Source organism: Streptomyces sp. H27-H5, from assembly GCF_026627505.1.
Taxonomy (GTDB): domain Bacteria; phylum Actinomycetota; class Actinomycetes; order Streptomycetales; family Streptomycetaceae; genus Streptomyces.
This window is the reverse complement of record NZ_JAPNLK010000009.1, coordinates 108,837-132,140: the sequence shown is the minus strand read 5'-3', so window position 1 is coordinate 132,140 and position 23,304 is coordinate 108,837. Positions and strand designations below refer to the sequence as shown.

At 74.1% G+C, this 23,304-nt stretch carries 18 protein-coding genes; 8 read left to right on the top strand and 10 right to left on the bottom strand.

Annotated elements, in window-relative coordinates; translation table 11 throughout:
- Positions 1–125 precede the first annotated feature (125 nt).
- Positions 126–1,637: a PLP-dependent aminotransferase family protein gene (locus OTB19_RS06485; protein WP_267797053.1), complete on the bottom strand. Its 1,512-nt coding sequence runs from the start codon at positions 1,635–1,637 to the stop codon at positions 126–128.
- Between the two features lie 46 nt (positions 1,638–1,683).
- Here OTB19_RS06485 and OTB19_RS06480 point away from each other — a divergent pair, with 46 nt between their 5' ends.
- The gene (locus OTB19_RS06480) at positions 1,684–2,136 is read left to right on the top strand and encodes a carboxymuconolactone decarboxylase family protein (RefSeq protein WP_267797052.1); all 453 of its coding nucleotides are present in this window, start codon (positions 1,684–1,686) and stop codon (positions 2,134–2,136) included.
- A 143-nt stretch (positions 2,137–2,279) separates the two neighbouring features.
- On the top strand, positions 2,280–3,530 hold the full coding sequence (locus OTB19_RS06475) for an MFS transporter (RefSeq protein ID WP_267797051.1): 1,251 nt from the start codon (positions 2,280–2,282) through the stop codon (positions 3,528–3,530).
- A gap of 751 nt (positions 3,531–4,281) precedes the next feature.
- On the opposite strand, the gene OTB19_RS06470 is transcribed toward OTB19_RS06475, so the two are convergent.
- From OTB19_RS06470 to OTB19_RS06430, 9 genes are all read right to left on the bottom strand, one after another.
- Positions 4,282–5,484 carry an FAD-dependent oxidoreductase gene (locus OTB19_RS06470; RefSeq protein ID WP_267797050.1) on the bottom strand — a complete coding sequence of 401 codons (1,203 nt, stop codon included), beginning with the start codon at positions 5,482–5,484 and terminating at the stop codon, positions 4,282–4,284.
- Complete coding sequence (locus tag OTB19_RS06465; RefSeq protein WP_267797049.1) at positions 5,481–6,857, bottom strand: FAD-dependent oxidoreductase; 1,377 nt, start codon at positions 6,855–6,857, stop codon at positions 5,481–5,483. The genes OTB19_RS06470 and OTB19_RS06465 overlap by 4 nt, the downstream gene beginning before the upstream one ends.
- Positions 6,854–8,944, bottom strand: coding sequence for a molybdopterin oxidoreductase family protein (locus tag OTB19_RS06460; RefSeq protein ID WP_267797048.1), 2,091 nt, complete (start codon positions 8,942–8,944; stop codon positions 6,854–6,856). Before OTB19_RS06460 ends, OTB19_RS06465 begins: the two co-directional genes overlap by 4 nt.
- Positions 8,934–10,316 (bottom strand): nitrate/nitrite transporter, encoded by a 1,383-nt coding sequence (locus OTB19_RS06455; protein WP_267797047.1) that lies wholly within the window; start codon positions 10,314–10,316, stop codon positions 8,934–8,936. The genes OTB19_RS06460 and OTB19_RS06455 overlap by 11 nt, the downstream gene beginning before the upstream one ends.
- Positions 10,317–10,415: 99 nt before the next feature.
- Positions 10,416–11,900, bottom strand: a complete 1,485-nt coding sequence (pcaB, locus tag OTB19_RS06450; protein WP_267797046.1) for a 3-carboxy-cis,cis-muconate cycloisomerase — start codon at positions 11,898–11,900, stop codon at positions 10,416–10,418.
- The gene (locus OTB19_RS06445; RefSeq protein ID WP_267797045.1) at positions 11,900–13,879 is read right to left on the bottom strand and encodes an FAD/NAD(P)-binding protein; all 1,980 of its coding nucleotides are present in this window, start codon (positions 13,877–13,879) and stop codon (positions 11,900–11,902) included. Before OTB19_RS06445 ends, pcaB begins: the two co-directional genes overlap by 1 nt.
- A 33-nt stretch (positions 13,880–13,912) precedes the next feature.
- Positions 13,913–15,493 (bottom strand): class I adenylate-forming enzyme family protein, encoded by a 1,581-nt coding sequence (locus OTB19_RS06440; RefSeq protein WP_267797044.1) that lies wholly within the window; start codon positions 15,491–15,493, stop codon positions 13,913–13,915.
- Between the two features lie 42 nt (positions 15,494–15,535).
- Positions 15,536–16,075, bottom strand: a complete 540-nt coding sequence (locus tag OTB19_RS06435) for an SRPBCC family protein (protein WP_267797043.1) — start codon at positions 16,073–16,075, stop codon at positions 15,536–15,538.
- A 96-nt stretch (positions 16,076–16,171) separates the two neighbouring features.
- Positions 16,172–17,146 carry an NADPH:quinone reductase gene (locus OTB19_RS06430; protein WP_267797042.1) on the bottom strand — a complete coding sequence of 325 codons (975 nt, stop codon included), beginning with the start codon at positions 17,144–17,146 and terminating at the stop codon, positions 16,172–16,174.
- A gap of 240 nt (positions 17,147–17,386) precedes the next feature.
- Between OTB19_RS06430 and OTB19_RS06425 the strand changes: the two genes are divergently transcribed.
- From OTB19_RS06425 to OTB19_RS06400, 6 genes are all read left to right on the top strand, one after another.
- Entirely contained in the window at positions 17,387–17,836 is a 450-nt protein-coding gene (locus OTB19_RS06425) for a GNAT family N-acetyltransferase (RefSeq protein WP_267797041.1), read from the top strand.
- A gap of 105 nt (positions 17,837–17,941) precedes the next feature.
- A complete protein-coding gene (locus tag OTB19_RS06420) occupies positions 17,942–18,418 on the top strand; it encodes a hypothetical protein (RefSeq protein ID WP_267797040.1) in 477 nt (158 codons plus the stop codon).
- A 4-nt stretch (positions 18,419–18,422) separates the two neighbouring features.
- Positions 18,423–19,640: an NAD(P)/FAD-dependent oxidoreductase gene (locus tag OTB19_RS06415; protein WP_267797039.1), complete on the top strand. Its 1,218-nt coding sequence runs from the start codon at positions 18,423–18,425 to the stop codon at positions 19,638–19,640.
- An 86-nt stretch (positions 19,641–19,726) separates the two neighbouring features.
- Positions 19,727–21,256 (top strand): FAD-binding oxidoreductase, encoded by a 1,530-nt coding sequence (locus tag OTB19_RS06410; protein ID WP_267797038.1) that lies wholly within the window; start codon positions 19,727–19,729, stop codon positions 21,254–21,256.
- A gap of 81 nt (positions 21,257–21,337) precedes the next feature.
- Positions 21,338–22,846, top strand: coding sequence for an APC family permease (locus OTB19_RS06405; RefSeq protein ID WP_267797037.1), 1,509 nt, complete (start codon positions 21,338–21,340; stop codon positions 22,844–22,846).
- Positions 22,847–22,861: 15 nt separating this feature from the next.
- Positions 22,862–23,278 (top strand): universal stress protein, encoded by a 417-nt coding sequence (locus OTB19_RS06400; protein WP_267797036.1) that lies wholly within the window; start codon positions 22,862–22,864, stop codon positions 23,276–23,278.
- The last annotated feature ends 26 nt before the right edge of the window (positions 23,279–23,304 follow it).

Genomic DNA, 23,304 nt, shown 5'->3' with positions numbered 1-23,304 from the left:
GTTCACCACCTCCGACCTGGACGATCTCCTGGCCAGGCTCGACCAGCACACCGCCGATCACCCAGAAGAATCCTCCGCCGCCAAGGCCGCGTGATCAACCCCCGAAGGACTTACGACGCAGACCACTAAGGGACCCGGTGGGCCTCGGGGTCGCCCCGGCGGCGCGGCGGCTCCTCCCCGCCGGAGTCCGGCCGCTCCTCCTCCTGCGGCGGGTCGGGCAACGCCAGGCACAGGGCGTCCAGGGCCGCCGCGAACGCGTGGTCGGGCGGGGTGCCGTAGCCGAGCACCAGCCCGTCCCGCGGGGTCATGGAACTCTCGGGATGCAGGTACGGCCGCAACCCGTCCAGCGCCAGGCCCTGCCGGCGGGCCGCCCGCAGGGCCGCCTCCTCGGTGTCCCTCGGCAGCTCCAGCACCGCGTGCAGCCCGGCCGCCACGCCGCTGACCTTGATGTGCGGGGCCTCCTGCGCCAGCCGGGCCGCCAGCTGGTCCCGGCGGCGCCGGTAGATCAGGCGCATCCGGCGCAGGTGACGGTCGTAGGCGCCCGAGCCGATGAACTCGGCCAGGGTCAGCTGGTCCGTGACCCCCGACCACATCTCGCGGGTGCCCTTCGCGGCGAGCACGTCGTCGACCAGCCAGCCCGGCAGCACCATCCAGCCCAGGCGCAGCGCGGGGGACAGGCTCTTGCTGGCGGATCCGATGTAGACGATCCGGTCCGGGTCCAGGCCCTGGACGGCGCCGACCGGCTGGCGGTCGTAACGGAACTCCCCGTCGTAGTCGTCCTCGATCAGCACTCCACCGCTCGCCCGCGCCCAGTCCACCACCGCGGCCCGCCGCTCCGGGTGCAGCGGCCCGCCCGTCGGGAACTGGTGGGCCGGGGTGAGCAGCACCGCCTTGGCGCCCGTCCCGGGAAGTTCCTCCACCCGCGCGCCCCCGCCGTCCACCGTCAACGGGATCGTGGTCAGCCCCGACGCCACCAGGATGTCCCGGTGGAAGGACAGCCCGTACGACTCCACCGCGACCGGACCGGCGAGCACCTTGCCGAGCAGCTCCAGCCCGTGGGCGAAGCCGGAACAGACGATGATCCGGTCCGGGGCGGTCCGTACGCCGCGCACCCGCGCGAGGTACTCGGTCAGGGTCCGGCGCAGCTCGATCCGGCCGCGGGGGTCACCGACCCCGAAGGCGTCGTGCGGAGCGGCGGCCAGCGCCCGCCGGGCTGCGCCGATCCAGGCGGTACGGGGGAAGGCGGAGGCGTCGGGGGAACTGGGCAGCAGGTCGTGCACGGTCCTGCGGTGCGTCGGCCGGGCGGGGCCGCGCAGCCGGTCGGGCTGGAGCGGGGTCGCCCGTTTGGCCACCCGGGTGCCGGAGCCCTGGCGCGCCGACAGCCAGCCCTCCTCCACCAGCTCGGCGTACGCGTCGGCGACGGTGTTGCGGGCGATCCCCAGGTCCACGGCGAGGGCCCGATAGGGCGGCAGCCGGGTGCCGGGGGTGAGCCGGCCGGAGTCGATCGCCGTGCGTAACGCCTGCATCAGCTGGTTGCGGAGGCTGCCCTCGCCGCTCAGTTCCAGGTGCAGATCGCTCCCGGTACCGGCCGGCTCGGGATCGGACGCGCCCTCGGAATTGACCCATGATCTCTGCATGGGAATGCACCCTACTGCGGGCCGATTGCGCTCCTAGAGTTTTCACATGACCACTTTTCAGGTTCCTGAGCGCATGAACTTCGCCGCCGTCGCCCCCAAGATCTTCAAGTCCGTCCTGGCCCTCGACGGGGCCGCCCGACAGGGACTCGACCCGGTCCTCCTGGAGCTCGTCCAGATCCGCACCTCGCAGATCAACCGCTGCGCCTACTGCATCGATTACCACACCAGCGACGCCCGCAAGGGCGGCGAGTCGGAAGAGCGGATCTACCAGCTCACCGCCTGGCAGGAGTCGAGCCTCTTCACCGTCAAGGAGCGCGCGGCCCTCGCCCTCACCGAGGAGGTCACCCTCCTCCCCGGCGGAGTCACCGACGCCGTCTACGACGAGGCCGCCCGCCACTTCGGCGAGGAGGAGCTCGCGCACCTGATCGCGCTCATCTTCACCGCCAACGTGTGGAACCGGATGAACGTCGCCACCCGCAAGACCCCCGGCACCGAGTAGTCCGGCCCCTCCACGACCCCCAGATCCCATAACCACGCACCAGGGCGGTGGCCACCGCCGGACAGGCCAGGCCACCGCCCCACGCATGCCCCCACCCCCGTCTCCCGGCACCAGAGGGGGACCGCTGACGAAGGACTGACATCGTGACCACCCTCGATTCATCCGCACCGCGCAACGCGGGCAAGGAACCCTCCGCGGTCAAGGGCTGGCTGGCCGTCCTGGCCGTCACCCTCGGCATCTTCTCCCTCATGACCTCCGAGCTGCTGCCCGTCGGCCTGCTCACCCCCGTCGGAGACGCGCTGAAGGTCTCCGAGGGCACGGCGGCCCTCATGGTCACCATCCCCGGCCTGGTCGCGGCGATCTCGGCACCGCTCGTGACCGTCGCCACCGGCAAGTTCGACCGGCGGCTCGTGCTGGTCATCCTCATCGCCATCGTCGGCCTGGCGAACCTCGCCTCCGCCTTCGCCACCAGCTTCGCCGTGGTCCTCGTCGCCCGCTTCCTCATCGGCATCAGCGTCGGCGGTTTCTGGTCCATCGCCGGCGGCATCGCCCTGCGCCTGGTGCCCGAACGACACGTCGCCCGCGCCACCGCCGTCATCTTCGGCGGCGTCGAGACGGCCTCCGTGCTCGGCGTGCCCACCGGCACCTTCCTCGGCGACCTCTCCGGCTGGCGCACCGCCTTCGCCGCGGTCGGCATCCTCGGCCTCGTCGCCCTCGCCGCGATGCTCTTCCTGATGCCGAAGGTCCCCGCCGAGCGCACCATCGTCTTCGGTGACCTGCCCCGCGTGTGGAAGTCCAACGCCGGCGTCCGCATCGGCATCGCGATGACCTTCCTCGTCATCACCGGCCACTTCCTCGCCTACACCTTCGTCCGTCCCCTCCTCCAGGACGACGGCGTCGGCGACAGCATGATCGGTGTCCTGCTGCTGACCTTCGGCGTCGCCGGCATCACCGGCAACTTCATCGCCGGAGCCCTGATCGCCAAGCGGCTGCGCCAGGTCGTCATCGGCATCGCCATCGTCCTCGCCGTCGCCATGCTGCTGCTCGCCACGGTCGGCAACACCACCATCACCGCGGCCGTCATCCTCGTCCTGTGGGGCCTGGGCTACGGCGCGGTGCCGGTGACCTTCCAGACCTGGATCCTCGACGCCGCACCCGACGCGACCGAGGCCGCCTCGTCGCTGTACGTCTCCACCTTCAACCTGTCGATCGCCCTCGGCGCCCTCTTCGGCGGCATCGCCGTGGACAACCTGGCCACCGCCAGCGTCCTGTACATCGGCGCGGGCCTCGCGATCCTCACCCTCCTGGTCGTCGGCCGGCGCTCCGGCCGCCCGACCGACTCCGCTCCGGCCGCCGAACCGGCGGCCGACCAGGCCACCGCGGCCGCCCACTGATCGTCTGCCCCGCGACCAACCGTCCCCCGCGGGCGGGACAGACAGCCGGGCGCGGCTCCCTCGAGGAGCCGCGCCCGGCGCTTTCGCGTGCGCGGCCGGTCGGGGCGCGGCCCATCCCCGCAACGCCGCTTCGTACGCGGCCGGTTCGGGTGGGGCCGGGCTCGCGCGCCTCGGCTCCCACACCCGGGCTCGCGCCCCCAGGTTCCCGCCCCCCGGGTCGACGACGCCGCCCCTGAGCCGCGCGGCACCACGGGGCGACCCCGGGCGGGGTCAGGGCCGTGGGTGCGGACGGCGGCACGACGACCCGGTTCCGCCGACTGCGGACCGCGGCACGGCGCACTCTCGGCGGGTCGACCCGCCCTGACGGGCGCAGACGCGAGCGGAAGGACTCCCGCCGACGGTCGGGCAGGCGTTGGCGTCGCCGGGCCGGGCCGGGCCGGGGCGCGGGCTCCGGCTGTCCCGATACGGACACCGATACCGGGACGGGCGTCAGGACTCCCGTGACGGGCACGCCGCTTCCCGGGGAGGCTGTGCCTTCGGCGCACGCCGGCCGGGGCGGCCCCCGTACGCCGCGAGGGTGTCGCACCCGTCCTTGCCCGGTACTCGCCGCCTCTCGGAGGGGCGCGCGGCGCCGCCCGGCGGGCCGGGAACCGGCAAGAGGCGGGCCGGGAACGGCAAAAGGGGCGGGGGGGCGCCGTAGCGCCGCCCCGCCCCACCCCGCCTCCCGGCCGCCGCGAGCCGCGGCCCCGTCTCAGACGAGGAGCCGCTCCGGGGGTCCGGTCAGTTCGTGGCCCAGCATCGAGCGGAGTTCCCCGTAGGCGCGCGTGTCGCCGGCCAGGACGCCGCCGAGCAGGGTGCGGCCGTCCGGACCGAGGACCAACTTGGCGTAGGTGGCGGCCGCGTGGTCCTCCCGTACGAAGGACAGCGCGCCCTCGACCCGGGCGTGGACGTCGCCGAACCCGGCCACGTCCACGCCGAACACCTTGAGCTTCGCCGAGGTGTCGGCGCCCGGGAAGGGCTCGGACGCCCTGCCGGTCAGTTGCGCGGCCACGCTCTCGGCCATCAGATGACCGGGGGCGACCAGGCCGTGGCAGCGACCCAGCACGGCCGCGCACTCGCCGATCGCCCAGATCCGGGGGTCCTCGGTACGGCAGTGGGCGTCCACCAGGAACCCGCCCCGCTCCCCGCGCGGCAGTCCGGCCGGCCCGGCCAGTTCGTCGCGCGGCCGGACCCCCGCCGAGAACACCACGCAGCGGGCGGGCAGCACGTCGCCGTCGGCCAGCGTCACCCCGCGGACCCGTCCGTCGGGGCCCGCGTCCACGGACGCCACGCCGCGGCCGCAGTGCACGCCCATGCCGAGCCGGCCCACCAGGCGGGCCAGCACCGCGCCGCCGCCCTCGTCGAGTTGGAGCGGCATCAGGTGCGGGGCCACCTCCACCACGTGGGGTCGCATCCCCAGCGAACGCAGCGCCTGCGCCGCCTCCAGCCCGAGCAGCCCGCCGCCGATCACCACGCCGGCGGCGCCCGGTTCGGCGGCCGCACGCAGCGCGTCGAGGTCCGCGAGGGTCCGGTACGTGAAGCAGCCCGGCAGGGTGTGACCGGGGATCGGCGGCACGAACGGCTTCGACCCGGTGGCCAATACGAGCGCGTCGTACCGCACGTCCGAGCCGTCCGCGAAGGTCACCGTACGGGCCGCCCGGTCGATCGAGACGACCGGAACTCCGAGCCGCAGTTCGACCCGCGGGTCCTCCAGCACCTCGGGGCCGGTCAGCGTCAGGTCCCGGGCGCTCCGCCCGTCCAGGTACGAGGACAGCGCGACCCGGTCGTAGGCCGCGCGCGGTTCCTCGGCCGCGACGACGATCCGCCACGACGCGAACCGCTCGTCCGCCCGCAGGTGTTCGAGGAGTCGGTGGCCGACCATGCCGTGGCCGGCGAGGACCAGGGTCCCGCTCATGCGTCGGGCCCCCCTTCCGCGGATCCGGCGAGTTCGGCGCACAGCCGGCCCACCGCCGCGACACAGGTCCCGCAGCCGGTGGTGGCCCGGGTCGCGGCGGCGAGCGCGGGCACGGCGCGGGCGCCCCCGTCCCAGGCCCGCCGGAGGGCCTTGCGGGTCACGTTGTTGCACTGGCAGACCACGGCCGTGTCCGGCAGCGCGCCCGAGGACGCGTACCCGCCGGCGGAGCCGATCAGCAGGGCCAGCCGGTCGCTCGGCACCGGGTGGTCCCGCGCGTACAGCCGGCCCACGGCGGCGACGGCCTGCGGGAACCCCGCGACGATCCCGGACCGGATCCGGCCGTCGCGCAGCCGCAGTCGGGCGTGGCGCCCGCCCGCCGGATCGGACAGCGACACCGTCTCCTCGCCCGGGGCCGGTTCCCGGTCCGGCTCCCCGCCCGGGCCGACGACCGTCAGGTCCAATCCCCGGATCCCGGGGCGCAGCACGCGTCGCGTCGGCCGGTACGCCGTGTCCGAGCCGGTCAGGATGCCCGCGAGGGCGTCCGCCTGTTCCCACGCCGACGCCAGGGAGTCCCCGGCGGCGCCCGCGTGTTCGGCGCAGTCCCCGATGGCGTGGATCCGCGGATCGCCGGTGCGCAGCCGGTCGTCCACGACGATCCCGCGCCGCACCTCCAGCCCCGCCGCCCGGGCCGCCCCGGTCTCCGGGACGCTGCCCGCGCACGCCAGCACGGTGGCCGCCGCGAGCGGTCGGCCGTCGTCCAGCACGGCCTTGCCGTGCTCGGCGCCGGCCACCCGGCGCCCGAGTTCCAAGGCCACGCCGGCCTTCTCCAGGGTCCGCGCGAGTACCGCGGAGCCCGGCCGGTCGAGGTCGCGGTGGGCGAGCCGCGGCCCGGAGTGCACCAACGTGACCTCGTGCCCGGCGCGGCTCAGCGCGGCGGCGGCGCCCGCCCCGCGCAGCCCGCCCCCGGCGATCACCACCGGCCCCTCCGGGCGCGGTTCGACGTCGGCGAGGGTGCCCAGCCGGCGCACGGCGGGGGAGTCGAAGCCGGGGGACCGCGGGCGCGCCCCGGTGGCCAGCACCAGGACCTCGTAGCCGTACACGGTCCCGTCGGCGGTACGGACCTCGCGGCGGGCACGGTCGATGCCGGTCACGACGGCCGCCCGGCGCACCCGCGCGTTCCCGGGCGGCGCGGCCAGCTCCAGGGCCCGGCCCGGCAGGGTGCCGTCCAGGACCGACAGCAGCAGGGCCCGGTTGTAGGCGGCGTGGGGCTCGGCTCCCAGGACGGTCACCGGGTCCCGGTGCCCGAGCCGGTGCAGGGAGGCGCAGAGCCGGTGGGCGGCCGGGCCGTTGCCGACGACGACGATCCGGTTCACGAGGACTCCGACCAGGGTTCGACGCGGACGGCGGCCAACTTGAACTCCGGCATGCCGCTGACCGGGTCCAGGGCGGGCCCGGTCATCAGGTTGGCCCGGCCCTCGCCGGGAAAGTGGAACGGGACGAACACGGTGTCGGTGCGCAGGCTCTCCACCAGCCGGACGCGGGCCACCACCGCCCCGTGCGCGGAGACGACCCGGGCGAGAGCGCCGTCGGCGAGTCCGAAGCGCCCGGCCGTGTCCGGGTGGACCTCGACGAACACCTCCGGCGCGACGGCCATCAGTTCGGGTACCCGGCGGGTCTGCGCCCCCGACTGGTAGTGGGCCAGGACCCGGCCCGTCGTCGCGAGGAGCGGCCGCTCGGCGTCCGGGACCTCGGCGGAGTCCCGGTCCTCCACCGGGGCGAACCGGGCCCGCCCGTCCGGGTGCGCGAAGCGGTCCAGGAACATGCGGGGCGTGCCGGGGTGCGGGGCGTCGCCGTCGGCCGCGGGGCAGGGCCAGTACAACTCCTCGCCCGCGTCGAGCCGTTCCCAGCTGATCCCCGCGTAGTCGGCGCGGCCCCCGGCGGAGGCCCGGCGCAGTTCCTCGAAGACCGTGCGCGGCGCCGTCGGGAACCGTTCGGGGGGCTGTCCCAGTCGCACCGCGAGGTCGTGGAGCACGTCGAGGTCGGTCCGTACCCCGGGCGGCGGGGCCAGTACCGGGCGGCGGCGCACCACCCGCCCCTCCAGATTTGTCAGGGTGCCCTCCTCCTCGGCCCACTGGGTGACGGGCAGTACCACGTCGGCCAGGACCGCCGTCTCGGACGGCACGAAGTCGGCGACGACCAGCAGGTCCAGGGCGGCCAGCCGACGCGACACGTGCGCCGCGTTCGGGGCGGACACCGCCGGATTGGAGCCGAAGACGAGCAGGGCCTTGGGCCCGCCGGGCGTGCCCAGGGAGTCGAGCAGTTGGTAGGCGCCGGTGCCCGGGCCGGGCAGGGTGTCGGGCTCCACGCCCCAGACGCCCGCGACGTGGGCGCGCGCCGCCGGATCGGTGATCATCCGGTATCCGGGGAGCTGGTCGGCCTTCTGACCGTGCTCGCGTCCGCCCTGCCCGTTGCCCTGGCCGGTCAGGCAGCCGTACCCGCTGCCCGGGCGGCCCGGCAGGCCCAGCGCGAGCGACAGGTTGACGAACGCGGACACCGTGTCGGTGCCCTTGCTGTGCTGTTCGGCGCCGCGCCCGGTGAGCACGTACCGGCGGTCCGCCCCGGCGAGCATCCGCACGGCCTCGCGCATGTCCGCGACCGGCACGCCGGTGATCCCCTCCACCCGCTCGGGCCACCAGGCCACGGCCCGCCGCCAGGCCTCGTCGAAGCCGGTGGTGCGCTCGGCCAGGTACGCCTCGTCGAGCAGGCCTTCCGTGACGGCGAGGTGGAACAGCCCCAGCGCCAGAGCCAGATCGGTGCCCGGTACGGGCTGGAGGTGCAGTGCGGCCAGTTCCGCCGTACGGGTGCGACGCGGGTCGATCACGACGAGGCGCGCCCGGTTGAGGTGCCGCATCAGCGGCGGCATCGTCTCGGCCGGGTTGGCGCCGGCCAGCAGGATGACCTCCGCCCGCCCCAGGTCCGCGACGGGGAACGGCAGACCCCGGTCGAGCCCGAAGGCGGCGTTCCCGGCGGCGGCGGCCGACGACATGCAGAAGCGGCCGTTGTAGTCGATCCTGCTGGTGCCGAGCGCCACCCGGGCGAACTTGCCGAGCAGGTAGGCCTTCTCGTTGGTCAGGCCGCCACTGCCGAACACCCCGACCGCGTCCGCGCCGTGCTCCCCGCGCAGCCGTGCGAGGCGACCGGCGACCAGGTCGAGCGCCGAGTCCCAGTCGGTGGGGGTCAGTCGCCCGTCGGGGCCGCGCACCAGCGGGGTCCGCAGCCGGTCGGGCGCGCGGAGCACCGCGGGGGCCGTCCAGCCCTTCTGGCACAGGCCGCCCCCGTCGGGGTCGGCCGGCCGGACGGCGACCGTGTCGCCCTCGTCGCGCAGCACGGTCGGGCACTGGAGGGCGCAGTACGCGCAGTGCGTGGCGGCCTCGGGCGCCGCGGCGAGGTCAGCGGACACGGGCCGGCCTCGGCTCGCGGGCCGGGGCGGGTGGCTGGGCGGCCCGCCGCCCGGGACGCAGGTACACCGACCAGGTGAGCAGCATGCAGAGCGCGTAGTAGCCGAGGAAGCAGGCGAACGCGGTGGTGCCGCTGCCCTGTGGACCCTGGTAGGAGGCGCGGAACGCCAGGTTGATGGCGACCCCGCCGAGAGCGCCGACCGCGCCCGCGATCCCGATGGCGGCGCCCGAGATCCGACGGGCCCGGGCGAAGGCCTCCCGGGCCTCGCCGCCCGAGGTGATGGTGGCCTCCGCCTCGGCGGCGGCCGCGGCCGGGATCAGCTTGTACGTGGACCCGTTGCCGAGCCCGCTGAGCACGAAGACCAGGGTGAAGGCCGCGACGAACGCCCCGAAGGACCCGGCCCGCGAGGCCAGCAGCAGCCCGGCGGTTCCCAGGGTCAGCGCGAGGAACGCCCACAGGGTGACGCGCGCCCCGCCCCAGCGGTCGGCGAGCTTCCCGCCGAGCGGCCGTGACACCGAGCCGAGCAGCGGACCGATGAACGTGTACGAGGCCGCTTCGAGCGGGGTCGAGCCGAACTCGTTCTGCAACACCAGCCCGAAGGCGAACCCGTAGCCGATGAAGGAACCGAACGTGCCGATGTACAGGAAGGAGATGAACCAGGTGTGGCGGCTCGCGGCGGCCTCGCGCAGCGCCCCGGGCCGGGCCCGGACCGCGTCCACGTTGTCCATCTTCAGGGCCGCGAGCAGCGCGGAAAGCACGATCAGCGGGAGGTAGACGGCCGCCACGTACGACGGGTGGGTGTCCCCGGCGGTGGCGATCACCAGCAGGCCCAGCAACTGCACCACGGCCACGCCCAGGTTGCCGCCGCCGGCGTTCACCCCCAAGGCCCAGCCCTGGCGGTTCTGCGGGAAGAAGGTGGTGATGTTGGTCATCGAGGAGGCGAAGTTGGCGCCGCCCGCACCGGCCGTGGCACCGATCACCAGGAACACCCACAGCGGGGTCCCCGGGCGCTGCACGAAGACGAACGCGAGCAGCGCCGGCACCAGCAGCACGGCCGAGGCGAACACGGTCCAGTTGCGCCCGCCGAACCGGGTCACCGCCCAGCTGTACGGCAGCCGCAGCACGGCGCCCACCAGGGTCGGCACCACGACGAGCAGGAACTTCTCACCGGGTGTGAACCCGAGGCCGATCTCCGGCGACATGAACAGCACGAGCACCGACCACATGCTCCACACCGAGAACCCGATGTGCTCGGACAGCACGGACAGCACGAGGTTGCGGCGCGCGATCCGCTTCCCGGTGCGCTCCCAGTACTCCTCGTCCTCCGGGTTCCAGCCTTCGATCCACCGCCCGGCGGCGGGTCTGGTCTTCATGTCTCTCCTCTCTGGGGGCCCGGTCCGCCTCGCGGCGCACCGGGCCCGACGGGGTGCCGCTCAGGGCGCTCGGGGCAACTCGGGGCAACTCGGGGACGCTCAGGGCCGCTTGGGGGCGCGTTCCACCAGGGCGCGTTCCACCAGGGCGCGGGCCGCGCCCGTGTACCCGGCCGGATCGCACAGGCCCGCCAGCGCCGCCGGACCCAGGACGCCCGCCAGCTCGGGGGCCTCGGCGAGGACGTCCGCGAGCGGTCGCCCCTCGGCGCCGGCCGTCGCCGTGGCCTCGTTCAACAGCGTGCGGGCCGCGGCCTTCCCGAGCCGCGGGGCGAGCACGGCCACGATCCGCTCCGAGACCACCGCGCTGCCGGTGAGGTCCAGGTTGGCGCGCATCCGCTCGGACCTGACCTCCAGGCCCTCGGACAGTTCCACCGCCGTGTGCGAGGCGCCGCCCACCAGTCGCAGACACTCCCGCAGCAACAACCACTCGGCGTGCCAGGCGCCCGCGGACCGCTCGTCCTCCGACACCAGACAGGCCGTCAACGCGCCCGCCAGGGCCGGGACCTGGAGGGCCGCGCTGCGGATCAGCGTGGACAGCACCGGATTGCGCTTGTGGGGCATCGCGGAGGAACTTCCCCTCCCGGCGCCGCCCGGTTCGGCGAGTTCGCCGACCTCGGTCCGGGCCATGCCCTGCACGTCCACGGCGATCTTCCCGAGTGCCCCCGCCGTGAAGGCCAGCGCGGCCGCCAGGTCGGCGAGGGGCGTGCGCAGGCTGTGCCACGGCAGCGCCGGCCGGGCCAGGCCCGTCTCGGCGGCGTACGCGGCGACCAGCCGGTCGTGGAAGACCCCCGGGTCCAGCACGTCCTCGGAGCCCTCGGGGCCGTCGAGGACGGCGTACTCGACGTAACCGGCCAGGGTTCCCGCCGCCCCGCCCAGCGAGACGGGCAGCCCCTCCTCCTGGACCCGCGTCAGCCGCTCCCGGGCCTCGCGCACCAGTTGGAGCCAGCCCGCCGCCTTCAACCCGAACGTCGTCGGCACGGCGTGCAGCGCCATCGTCCGACCGGCGATCAGCGTGTCCCGGTGCTCCCTGGCCAGCGCGGCCAGGGCCGTCGCGGTACGCGTCAGGTCCTCCCGGACGAGCGCCAGCGCGCGGTGCGCCACCAGCATCGCCCCGGTGTCGAAGATGTCCTGGCTGGTGGAGCCGCGGTGGACATACTCGGCGGCCTCCGGGGAGTCCGCCGCGACCACCGCGGTCAGCGCCCGCACCAGGCCCACGACCGGGTTGGCCGTCTCCCGCGCCGCGACGGCCAGCTCGCGCAGGTCCAGCCGCTCCGCCCGGGCCGCGTCGGTGATGGCGTCGGCGGCCTGCCAGGGCAGGGTGCCCAGCCGGGCCTGGGCCCGGGCCAACGCCGCCTCGGCGTCCAACATGGCCTGGAGCCAGGCGGGGTCCCCGGTCACCGCCTCGACGGGGGTGCCGGCGCGGACCGGCGAGAGCAGGCCCGCGTCGGGCGCCGTCGCGGGGGCCGGCTCGACCTCGGCCGCCGGCGGGGGCGCGGCCGGGTCGACCAGGCGCAGACCACCCGGCATCAGACGACCACTCCGGTGAGGTCGGTGCCGGCGTCCACCGGCCCCAGCCCGGCCGGCACGTGCGCCACCGCGGGCAGGTCCAGTACCGCGCGGGCGATAGCGTCGGAGTCCCCGAGCGTCACGGAGTCCACGCCCGGACGGATGCCCGCCGCCGTCACCCAGTGCACCGATTCGGTGGGCACCCCGTACGCGAACCGCCGCGGATGCGCCCGGCCCCGCGCGTCGAGCATGTGGAACGGCCGCTCGGTCACCGCGAGGCCGCCCGTCTCGTACGTGGTGCCCTGCGCGGCGTCGATCCGGTAGGTGGCGGCCTGGTCGGTGTCCAAGAGGTGGCGCAGCAACGGGTCCGCCGTGCGCCGCAGATCGGGCTCCGGCAGGCGGGCCTCGATCAGCGCGGTCGCGCGGATCGCCGGCCCGGGAACCACCGAGGACTCGGCCACGTACAACTGCGCGGTCGTGTCGATGCGGACCTGCACCCCGGGGCCGAGGATGGTCAGGACCCCCGCCTCGATCAGGGCGCCCATCTCCTCGATCCGGGAGGCCGGCGGGCCGATGGACAGGAACGCGTTCAGCGGCGTGTACCAGCCCTCCAGGTCGTCGCGGTGCGAGGTGCCCTCCAGCCCGCCGTGGTCGACCGCCAGCCGGATCTCGTTGCGCAGGTCGCGCAGCAGGTCCAGGGCGGCCTTCACCGGCCCGCTGATGTTCCCCTGCTTGGCCGCGACCACATCGCGGGCCAGGTAGTCCAGCAGCCAGGCGGTGAAGTCGGCGCGGCCGGTGAACACCCGGTCGCCGTAGGGCCGGGAGAGGGCCTCCCAGTCCCACCGGTCGGCCTCCTCGATGCCGTGCGCCGTCAGCAGCGGCACGGCGTCGGCGTCCGGCTCCAGCGCCAGGTACTGCTCCACGAACGGCTCGCGCTCGGCGTCCCGGCCGCGCTGCGTGAGCAGGGTGCCGTAGTAGACGCTCTCCACCTCGCGGGCGATCAGCGGCCACAGGTCGGCGCTGAAACTGACCGGCCGGCCGTCCCGGGCGTCCTCCTTGAGCGCCGCGATGAACTCGGCGGTCAGCAGCCGCGGGTAGTAACGCCCGTGCGCGCCCTTCTCGTTCTCGCCGCGCGCGTGGTACGGGATGCCGCGCCGCGAGAACGCGTACAGCCGGGGCTCCTGCCCGGACGGGCGGTACACGAGTTTGTCGCCCTCCCGCTCGAAGGCTCCGCCGCGGCCCGCCGTCAGCAGCGCCATGTGGTCGAAGAAGTTCAGGCCCAGACCGCGCAGCAGCACGTTCTGGCCCGCCTCGATGCCGCTGAGGTCGAGGTCCGCCGGGTTCGAGGGCGTGAGGTAGGTGAGGTGGTGGATCCGGGCCAGGCTGGCCGTCCGGGCCTCCCGGCTGGTGAGCCGGGCCGGCACGTGCCCCTGCGCCATCACGATGGCGTCGAGCGCGTTCAGCCGGACGCCGTTCTCCAGCCGCACGCCCTGCGGTCCACCGGGCACCCCGTGGGTGTCGGCCATGGCCACCGCCCGCGTCCGGTGCACGTGCACCGTGACGTGGCCGGGCGCGCTCTCGACGACCCGGCGGAAGCAGTCGCCCAGGTAGGTGCCGTAGAAGGCGCGCGTGGGGTACGTGTTCGGGCCCATCCGGCGGGCCTCGGCCAGCGTGGCCTCGTCGTGGCTGTCACGGTCGCCGAGCAGGGCCAGGCCCTGCGCCCACTCGTAGAGGCTCGGCCCCGGCTCGATGGGCCCGTCGATGCGGACGCTGTGATCCGTGAAGACGGTGATCTGCGAGGCGACGGTGTTCATCAGCAGGTGCCGGGACTGGGCCGCGCGCCACACCGTTCCGGCGCCGGGCACGGAGGGGTCCACGACGTGCACCACGACGCCCTCGCGCGACGGCGCGGTCCGCTCGGCGGCGATCAGCCGCTCCAGGACGGACAGGCCGCGCGGTCCGGCGCCGATGACGGCGAGCTCTACTCGGCTCTTCTTCATTGCGGAACTCCCACTCCTACGGTGCGCGGACGACTAGTTGGCGGTGCTCGTGGACTCGCCGGCGCCGAGCAGCCGGGCCAGCTCCAGGCGCTTGATCTTCGTGGTCGCGGTCTGCGGAAGGTCCTCCAGCCGCCACTGCACGGGCTCCGCCAGCGGCGGCAACCCGACCACGGCCGACTGCCAGGCGGCCAGGTCCAGCGGCTTGTCGTCCCGGGTGCTGACCACCGGGACGGCGGTGCCGTCGGGGCCGGGGATGATGATGACCTCGACGAGCTCGGGGACGCGGGTGAACAGCTTGTCCTCGATCTCCAGGGTGCTCTTGACGCCCGGGATCTCGTCCACCTCGCGGTCCAGCAGGTGCAGACAGCCCCACTTGGTGCGGTAGCCGACGTCGCCCATGCGCCACCAGCCGTCGTTGACCTGCTTCTCCCAGCGCTGGTGCTCGCCGAGGTAGCTGATGATCCGGCCGTCGCTGCGGACCTCGATCCAGCCCGGGTTGTCCTTGTCCGGCGGGTTGCCGTCGCGGCTGACGACCCGCACCCCCGTCATCCCGGGGAACGGCACGCCCACGCACCGGCCGTTGAAGTCGGCGCCGTCCTTGAGGGAGTACGTACGGGCCGCGATCGGGCCGACCTCGCTCTGGCCGTAGGCCTGCGCGAACCGGCGGTTCTTGCGTCCGGAGGCCTGGAGCAGCCGGTTCACCGTCCGGGGGTGGATCGCGTCGAAGGTGCTGGAGAAGTACTTCACGTTGGCCAGCGGCCGGCGCGGGTCCTCGGCCAACACCTCCCAGCGCAGGAAGGTGTTGGGGTGTGCCTCGATGAACCCCGGCGGCACCTGGCTGAACAGGTCGCCCACCGTCTCCGGGTCGTCGTCGCGCAACACGATCAGGGGATGGCCCTGGAGCACGGCGATGGGCATCGCGGTGAACATCCGCGAGTGGACGAACGAGACGTGCACGGCGATCGGTTCGCTGCGCCGCACGGCCGTCGACACCACGGTGGCCTGCGGCCGGTAGCGCGCCTGGAAGCTGGTGCCGGTGTGCACCGCGAGCTTCGGCGTGCCGGTCGTGCCGGAGGTGTGCGTGATCAGGGTGGGGTGGTCGGCGGGCATGGCGACCGCCGGCACCCGGGGGGCCCCGGCGAGCGCGGCGAACGCCTTCGCGCCCTCGTACGTCCCGGACGCGAGCAGCACCTCCCGGGAGAGGGTCATCACCTCGGCGGGCAGCGAGTGCTCCAGCTTCTCCTGGTCGGTGACCAGGAACGGCCGGCCCACGCGCCGCAGCAGCTCGGCGACGGTCGCCCCGTCCAACTTCGGCGACAGCAGCACCGGGACGGCCCCGATGCGGGCGATCGCGCAGGCCAGCAGGGTGATGTCGAACCCGTCCCCCTTGTGCACCACCACGTGGTCGCCCGGGCGGACCTGGACCGACCACAGCCGGGAGGCCAGCTCGGCCACCAGCTCGGCGACCTCCGTCAGGGTGGCCCTACGGCTCACTTCGGGGGCGATGTCGAGATCGTGGTCGAGGATCACGAAATTGCCGGGGTGTCGGGCGGCCGCTCGATCGAACAGCGTGCCGAGCTGAATTCCCTTGTTGTTTATGCGCTGGAGGAACATGCGTCACTCTCTCGTCCGTGAATTGCCGATGCCGGTCTGAATTCAGGCCTTTTCGATGACGTCCTTGATGCGCGAGAGAGTGGCGTCGAGATCCTGCACCAGCTTCGCCGTCCAGTCGTCGACGAACTTCCGGCGCCCCGCCTCGTCCAGATCCGCGACGATCTTGTGGATTCCGGCGGTCGCCTTTCCCATCCGGAAGTGGTGGGTGAGCACGGAACCCGAGCCGTCGGCCTCCACGTCGAAGCCCCAGACGCTCTCCTGGTCCTCCTGGGCGTGCGTGAGCATCATCCAACGGAAGGTCCGGCCCGGCTCGGCCGCCGTCACCCGGGCCTCCGTGTACCAGGTGCCGCGGACCAGCGGAGCCCAGGCGACGACCTGCTCGCTGCGCAGGTTCTCGCCCCGGAAGATCGAACCGACCGCGGAGGGCTCTCCCGAGATCCATTCGCCGCCCATGCATTCCGGGCTCCATTCGGCACTGCGCGGCAGGTCGCTGACCACCGCGTAGACCTCCTCGGGGGTGGCGTTCACCACGATGTCGGCGCGGAGTTCAAACAGCGGGGAGGTTTCGATGATGTTCGTCATGGTTGAAATCCTGTCTTTGTCGGGACGGCCGGTCAACGGCCGAAATTGCTATCCGTCAGGTCGATGGCGCCGCGCGCCGATGAATTCGGGAATGCGTCAGGAAACGCGCAGGACGAGCTTTCCGCGGACCTTTCCCTCGTCGAGCCGACGGTGCGCCGTGCCCGCCTCGCTCAGCGGCAGCACCTCGGTCGCGTGCGGCTTCAGCAGCCCGTCGGCCAGCAACCGGTTGATGTTCGCGGCGGCGTCCGCCAGTTCGTGCGTACGGGCGTGGGAGATGGCGAAGCCGAGCACCGAGCGGTCCTGGAGGTACAGGGCGCCGGCCGGCAGCACCGGACGCGTCCGCAGCCCGGCGAGGACGACCACCCTGCCCCGGGAGGCGAGCAGTTCCACCGCCGTCTCCAGGTCGTTGCGGCCCGAGGTGTCCACGTACAGGTCCACGCCGTCCGGAGCCGCCGCCCGGATCAGGGCCGGCACGTCCTCCTCGCGGTAGTCCACGACGTGCCGGGCACCCAGCGAGCGGACGTACGGGGCGTCGCGCCCGGCGGCCACGGCCACCACCCGGGCACCCGCCTGGGCGGCCATCACCACCGCCGCGCTCCCCACGTTCCCGGCGGCGCCGAGTACGAGGACCGTCTCGCCGGCCCGGACCCGACCGTGCGTGAACAGGGCGAGGTGCGCCGTTGCCGCCGGATGGGCCAGCGCCACCGCGTGCACCGGATCCACCCCCGCCGGCAGGTGGTACAGCCGGTCCGCGGGCACGGCCACCTGCTCGGCCGCGGCGCCCTGCCGGCCCGCGTGACCGAGGCTGTTGCACCACACCCGGTCACCCGCCGCGAAGCCGGGCGCGCCGGGACCGGCGGAGACCACCGTTCCCACCAGGTCCCGTCCCACGACGAAGGGGAACGGCACCGGGGTGCGCCAGGCGCCCGAACGCACGAAGGTGTCCACGTGGTTGACGGCGGTGACCTCGACGTCGACCAGCACGTCGCCCGAACCGGGAACGGGTGGCGGCAGTTCGCCGTGACGGATGGAGTCGGGGGGACCGAGTTCTTCTATGTAGGCAGCACGCATGGCCCGGATTCTGGTGCGGTTCCGGGGCCCCCGGGCGGCCGGAGGCGATCACCGCCCGAGGTCCGTCACCTCCCCGACCCCGGTGTGTCACCTCGGCGCCCCCGGACGGCGATTCGCGCCGCCGAGGTCCGTCAAGTCCCCGCCCCGCACGTCAAGTCCAGGCCCGGCGCGTCCCGTACGTCGAGTCGGACGAGGTCGCCGCTCCATCGGCCGCCCGGCCGCCGTTCCTACGATGCCCCCATGACCACGACCCCGCCGCGCACCGCGGCGCTCCACGAGGTGCCCCTCGGTGACCCGCGCGTCGCCGCCGACGTCGGCCCGCTCATCCGGGCCCTGCGACCCGCGCTGGACGAGAAGGCGTTCGAGGCCTTCGCGGACGAAGCCCAGGCACAGGGGCTGGTGTTCACCGCCGCCTACGACGAGGCGGGCCACTGCCTCGGTGTGGCGGCCCACCGCGTCCTCGCCACCAGCCGCGGTCGGATCCTGTTCGTCGACGACCTGGTCACCGATCCGGACCGGCGCTCCACCGGGACCGGCGCGCTGCTGCTGGCCGCCCTGAAGGCCCGGGCCCGGGAGGAGGGCTGCGTCCGCGTGGAACTCGACTCCGGGGTGACCAACCAGGGCGCCCACCGCTTCTACCACCGCCACGGCCTGACCATCGGCGCCCTGCACTTCGCCGTCGAGGTCTGAGCCCCGCACCCGACGCACCGAAGCGCGGCTTCTCGACGGCGGGGCCTCGCCCGCGCCTTGCCGGTTCTTGGTCACGCCCTGTCCGACGGCCGGGACGCTGGCGACATGACCACGCACGCCCCCTCGTCGACCCGCCCCGTCCTCCCGGAGCCGGCCGCCCTCACCCGTGTCCGTTCCCTGCTGGCAACGCTGAGCCGGGACCACACGAGCGCCCGCTGGGCGCCGACCGCGCTGGAGGCCCGCATCGGCGAACTCCTGCTCACCGCCTCGGCGGGCGACGGCGCGCTCACCGCGCCCCGCCTGCGGGCCGCCCTCGCCGAGGGGTCGATGACCTTCCTCGCGGACAACGGAGGCCGGCTCGCCCTGCTCCTCGGCTCCGTGCTGGAGCTGCTGACCTCCCCGGGGCCGGCCGGCCCCGGGGCCGCCGGCCACGCCGCGCCCGAGGACCCGTACGACCCGGAACACGCCCGCGAGGAGGCGCTGCACGCCCGCGAGGCGGCCGACGCCGTGGACGCGGTGCACGCCCTCCTCGACCGGATCACCCGGGACCCGGGCCCGCGGGCCGACGGCGCGAAGGGCTAGCGCGATGCCCGACATCCTCGTCGTCGGCGGCGGTTTCGCCGGGGTGTGGGCGGCCGCGTCCGCCGTCCGCGCCCTCCGGGAGGCGGGCGCCCCCCACCACTCGGTCACCCTGGTCACACCGGGGGACGACCTGGTGCTCCGGCCCCGGCTCTACGAGGCCGACCCGCACACCATGAGGGTCCCGCTCGACCGCGTTCTGGGCCCGGTCGGGGTGGAGCGCGTCGCCGCCACCGTGACGGGAATCGACGGCGTCGGGCGACGCGTCACCGCCGCGGACGCGGCCGGCCGGGAACGCGTCCTGCCCTACCGCCGGTTGATCCTGGCGTGCGGAAGCCGTCTGGTGCGGCCCGAGTTGCCCGGCGCCGACCTGATGTTCGACGTCGACGACATCGACTCCGCCACCGCCCTGGACACCCACCTGCGCGGGCTGCCGCGAGAGCCCGTCGCACCGGGCCGCTTCACCGCCCTCGTCATCGGCTCGGGCTTCACCGGCCTGGAGACCGCGACCGAACTCGTCGGCCGGCTCCGCGCGATCGCCGCACCCCACGGCGCCGCCGCCGAGGTACGGGTGGTCCTCGTGGAACGGGACCCGGAACTCGCCCCCGGCCTCGGCGCCGGCCCCCGACCGGTGATCGTCGAGGCACTGGAACGGCTCGGCGTCGACACCCGTCCGGCCACCACCCTGGAACGGGTGACCCCCGCGCACGCCACCCTCTCGGACGGCGCCGTGCTGTCCACGCGCACCGTCGTGTGGACCGGCGGGGTCGTCGCGGCCCCGCTCACCGCGCTGGTCCCCGGCCCCCGCGACCCGATCGGACGCCTGGAGGTGGACGAGTTCCTCCGCGTCCCCGGCGTCCCCGGGGTGTACGCGGCGGGGGACACCGCAGCCGCCCGGGCCGACCCGGACCACCTCGTGCTGCCGAGCTGCCAGTACGCCATCCCGCTCGGCAAACACGCCGGGCACAACGCCGCCGCGAGCCTGACCGGCCGGGCGCCCGCACCGTTCCGCCCCGCCCCCCACGTCACCACCCTCGACCTGGGAGAGGCGGGCGCGGTGTCCACCACCGGCTGGGAGCGGACCGTACGGCTCACCGGCGCGGAGGCCAAGACCCTCAAGCGGACCCTCACCGCGCAGTGGATCCGCCCACCGCTGGACGACGCCGACGAACTGCTGCGCCAGGCGGACCCCGCCTTCCGCACCCGCCGCACCACACCCGCCTGACCCACACCCACCGCACCCACGCGATCCACCGCACCCACGCGATCCACCACATCCACCACACCGTGCCCACCGGGGGAGCCATCCGCATGATCAGCAGACGCACACTCATGAGAGCCGGCGCCGCGACCGGGGCCGCCGGCCTCCTCGCCTCCGGCACCGCCTTCGGGACCGCGGCCCTCGCCAGCGACCGCGGCGCCCCGTTCGCCCGCCTGCGCGAACGGCTGACCGGCCGACTGGTCCTGCCCCAAGACCCCACGTACGACCTGGCCAAACAGCTCCAGATGGCCCGCTACGACGCGATCCGGCCCCAGGCCGTCGCCTACTGCGCCAACAGCGCCGACGTGGCCCACTGCGTCCGCTTCGCCCAGGACCACGGGCTCCACGCCGCCGTCCGCAGCGGCGGCCACAGCCAGGCCGGCTACTCGACCACCACCGGACTCGTCATCGACGTCTCCCGGCTCAACAGCATCCGACCGGGCCGCGACACCGTCCGGCTCGGCCCCGGCAGCCAGGGCGTCGACATCCTCAACACCCTGGCCCCCCGCGGCATCCAGCTCGGCTCCGGCACCTGCCCCACCGTGGCCATCGGCGGCTGGGTGCAGGGCGGCGGCCTCGGACTGACGGCGCGCGCCTTCGGCATGGGCAGCGACCGGCTGGTCTCCGCCCGCGTCGTCCTCGCCGACGGTTCGGTGGTCGACGCCTCCGCCGCCGAGCACCCGGACCTGTACTGGGCCCTGCGCGGCGGCGGCGGAGGCAACTTCGGGGTGGTCACCGACCTGGAACTGCGCCCCGTCGACGCGCCCTCGATGACCGTCTACACCCTCACCTACGACGGAGCCCACGCCGCCGACGTCCTGCTCGCCTGGCAGGACTGGATCGCCGACGCACCGCGCGAACTCGCCTCCGAGCTGTTCGTCATCCTCCCCGCGGACTCACCCGAGGGCACCGCCCCCACCGTCGTCGTCTCCGGCGCCCACGTCGGCTCCCTGGCCGCCGCGGACCGACACCTCGACCGGCTGGTCGCCTCGGCGGGCCGGCCGACCACGAGCCGCGAGGCCGCGCAGCTCCCGTACCAGCAGGCCATGATGAAGGTGTACGGCTGCGCCGACGCCTCCGTCGAGGAGTGCCACCGGATCGGCTACTCGCCGAGGGCCACGCTGCCCCGGGAGAGCTACGCCACCTACCGCAACGTGTACTTCGACCGGCGCTGGACCCCGGCGACCGCCGAGGCCGCCCTCACCGTCCTGCGGAGCGACCCGCGGCCCGGCCAGTTCCGCTTCCTGGGCCTGTTCTCGTACGGCGGCCGCATCAACGAGGTCGCCCCCGACGCCACCGCCTTCGTCCACCGCGACGTGCTGTTCGAGGCGGGCTTCCAGGTCGGCCTCCCCGTCGGCGACCCCGCCGCGGAGGACCGCGAACGCGCCCAGGACTGGGTCGACGGCGGCTACGCCACCCTGTACCCGCGCTCCAGCCGCCGTTCGTACCAGAACTACATGGACCCGGCGCTCACGAACTGGCGGGAGGCCTACTACGGCCGCAACTACACCCGCCTGCGGAGCGTCAAGCGCGCCTACGACCCGCACCGCTTCTTCCGCTTCGCCCAGGCCGTCGACTGACGGAGCCCCACCCGGCCCGACCGGCCCACCGGCACCGCCGCCCGCCTCGCGCGGCGGTGCCGGGTGCGTGAGGATGCGTACATGGCCCAGGACGGCAAGGCCGGCGGACCGGCGAGCGACATCCCGGAGGCGGGGCTCAAAGCCAACGCGATCGGCTTCCTCGACGCGCTCGTCATCGGCCTCAACTCCACCTCGCCCGCCTACTCGCTGGCCGCCGTCATCGGGCCGATCGTGGCACTGGCGGGGATCTACGCCCCCGGCGTGATGCTGGCGTCCTTCGTCCCGATGCTGCTCATCGCCGCCGCCTTCTACTACCTCAACAAGGTCGACCAGGACTGCGGGACCACCTTTTCCTGGGTGACCCGGGCCATGGGCCCGTGGGCCGGCTGGCTGGGCGGCTGGGCGATCGCCATGACCGGCGTGCTGGTCATCGGCTCCCTCGCCGACGTGGCCGTCCACTTCGGCCTGCTCGCCGCCGGCCTCGACGACTGGGCGACCGACCCCGTGATCCGACAGACCCTCACCGTCGTGGTGATCCTCGCCATGACGGCCGTCTGCGTCATCGGAACGGAGATGTCGGCGCGCCTCCAGGACGTGCTGATCATCGCCCAGGTCTTCTTCCTGCTGACCTTCGCGGTGGTCGCCCTCTACCGCGTCTACGCCGGCACCAGCACCCTCGACTCGATCAAACCGAGCATCGACTGGCTCAACCCGTTCGGCGCCGGCGGCGCCGCCCTCACCGGCGGACTGCTGCTCGGCGTCTTCATCTACTGGGGTTGGGAATCCGCGGTGAACCTCACCGAGGAGGTCGAGAACTCCGCCACCGCACCCGGCAAGGCGGGCATCTGGTCGACCGTGGTGCTGCTGGTGACCTACCTGTCCGTGGGCTTCGCCGTCGTCGCCTACGCCGGAACCGCCTTCCTCGCCGACAACGCGGGGGAGGAGGAAGCCGTCTTCGCCGTCCTCGCCCACGAGGTGATGGGCGGCTGGGACTGGGTGGTCCTCCTCGCCGTCTGCACCTCGGCCCTCGCCTCCACCCAGACCACGATCATCCCCGCCTCCCGCACCGCCCTGTCCATGGCCCGCCGCCACGCGCTGCCCCCGGGGCTCGCCCACATCCACCCGCGGTTCCGCACCCCGGACGTCAGCACCTGGTGGGTCGCCGGCATCGCCATCGCCTGGTACCTCGTCGTCAACCAGATCAGCGAGAACGCCCTGCTCGACTCCCTGACGGCGCTGTCCCTGCTCATCGCCTTCTACTACGCGCTCACCGGCCTGGCCTGCGTGATCTACTACCGGCGCCACCTGACGGAGAGCCTGCACAACTTCCTGCTCATCGGTCTGGGCCCGCTGGTGGGCGCCGCACTGCTGGCCTGGTTGCTCGTGGAGTCGATCGGCGACATGGCGAACCCGGCCAACTCGGCGGGCGGCGTCTCCTGGTTCGGACTGGGACCGCCGCTGGTCATCGGGATCGGGATCGCCGTCGTCGGCGTCCTCGTCATGTGCTTCTGGCGGCTCCGGGACGGCCGGTTCTGGCAGGAGCGACGCGGCGTCGCCGACCCCGCGCTCGTCCACGCCACACAGCACTGAAGCGGGAGGCCTCCCATGTCCGTGGTCCTCGGGTACGACGAATCACCCGGCGCCGAACGTGCCCTGCGGGTGGCCCTGGAGGTGGCCACCGCCTTCGGCGAACCCCTGGTGCTGGTCTACGGCGCGAACGCGCCCGGCGCCACCGGGGAGGAGTACCGGGCCCACCGCGAAGCAGTCCGCCAGGCGGGCCGCAGCGCCCTCGCGCACGCCGTGGAGGCCGCCGACGAGGCCGGAGTCCCCTCGACGGTGGAGGTGGTCGACGAAAAACCGGCCCAGGCCCTGCTCGACGCCGCCGCACGACACCGGGCCCGGGTCGTCATCGTCGGCACGTGGGGGGACAGCCCGATCCGCGGCGCCCTGCTCGGCTCCACCCCGCACAAACTGCTGCACCTGTCGCCGGTCCCCGTGCTCTGCGTCCCGACGGAGGACTGACGTCCCCGAATGTCCCGCCGGCGCCG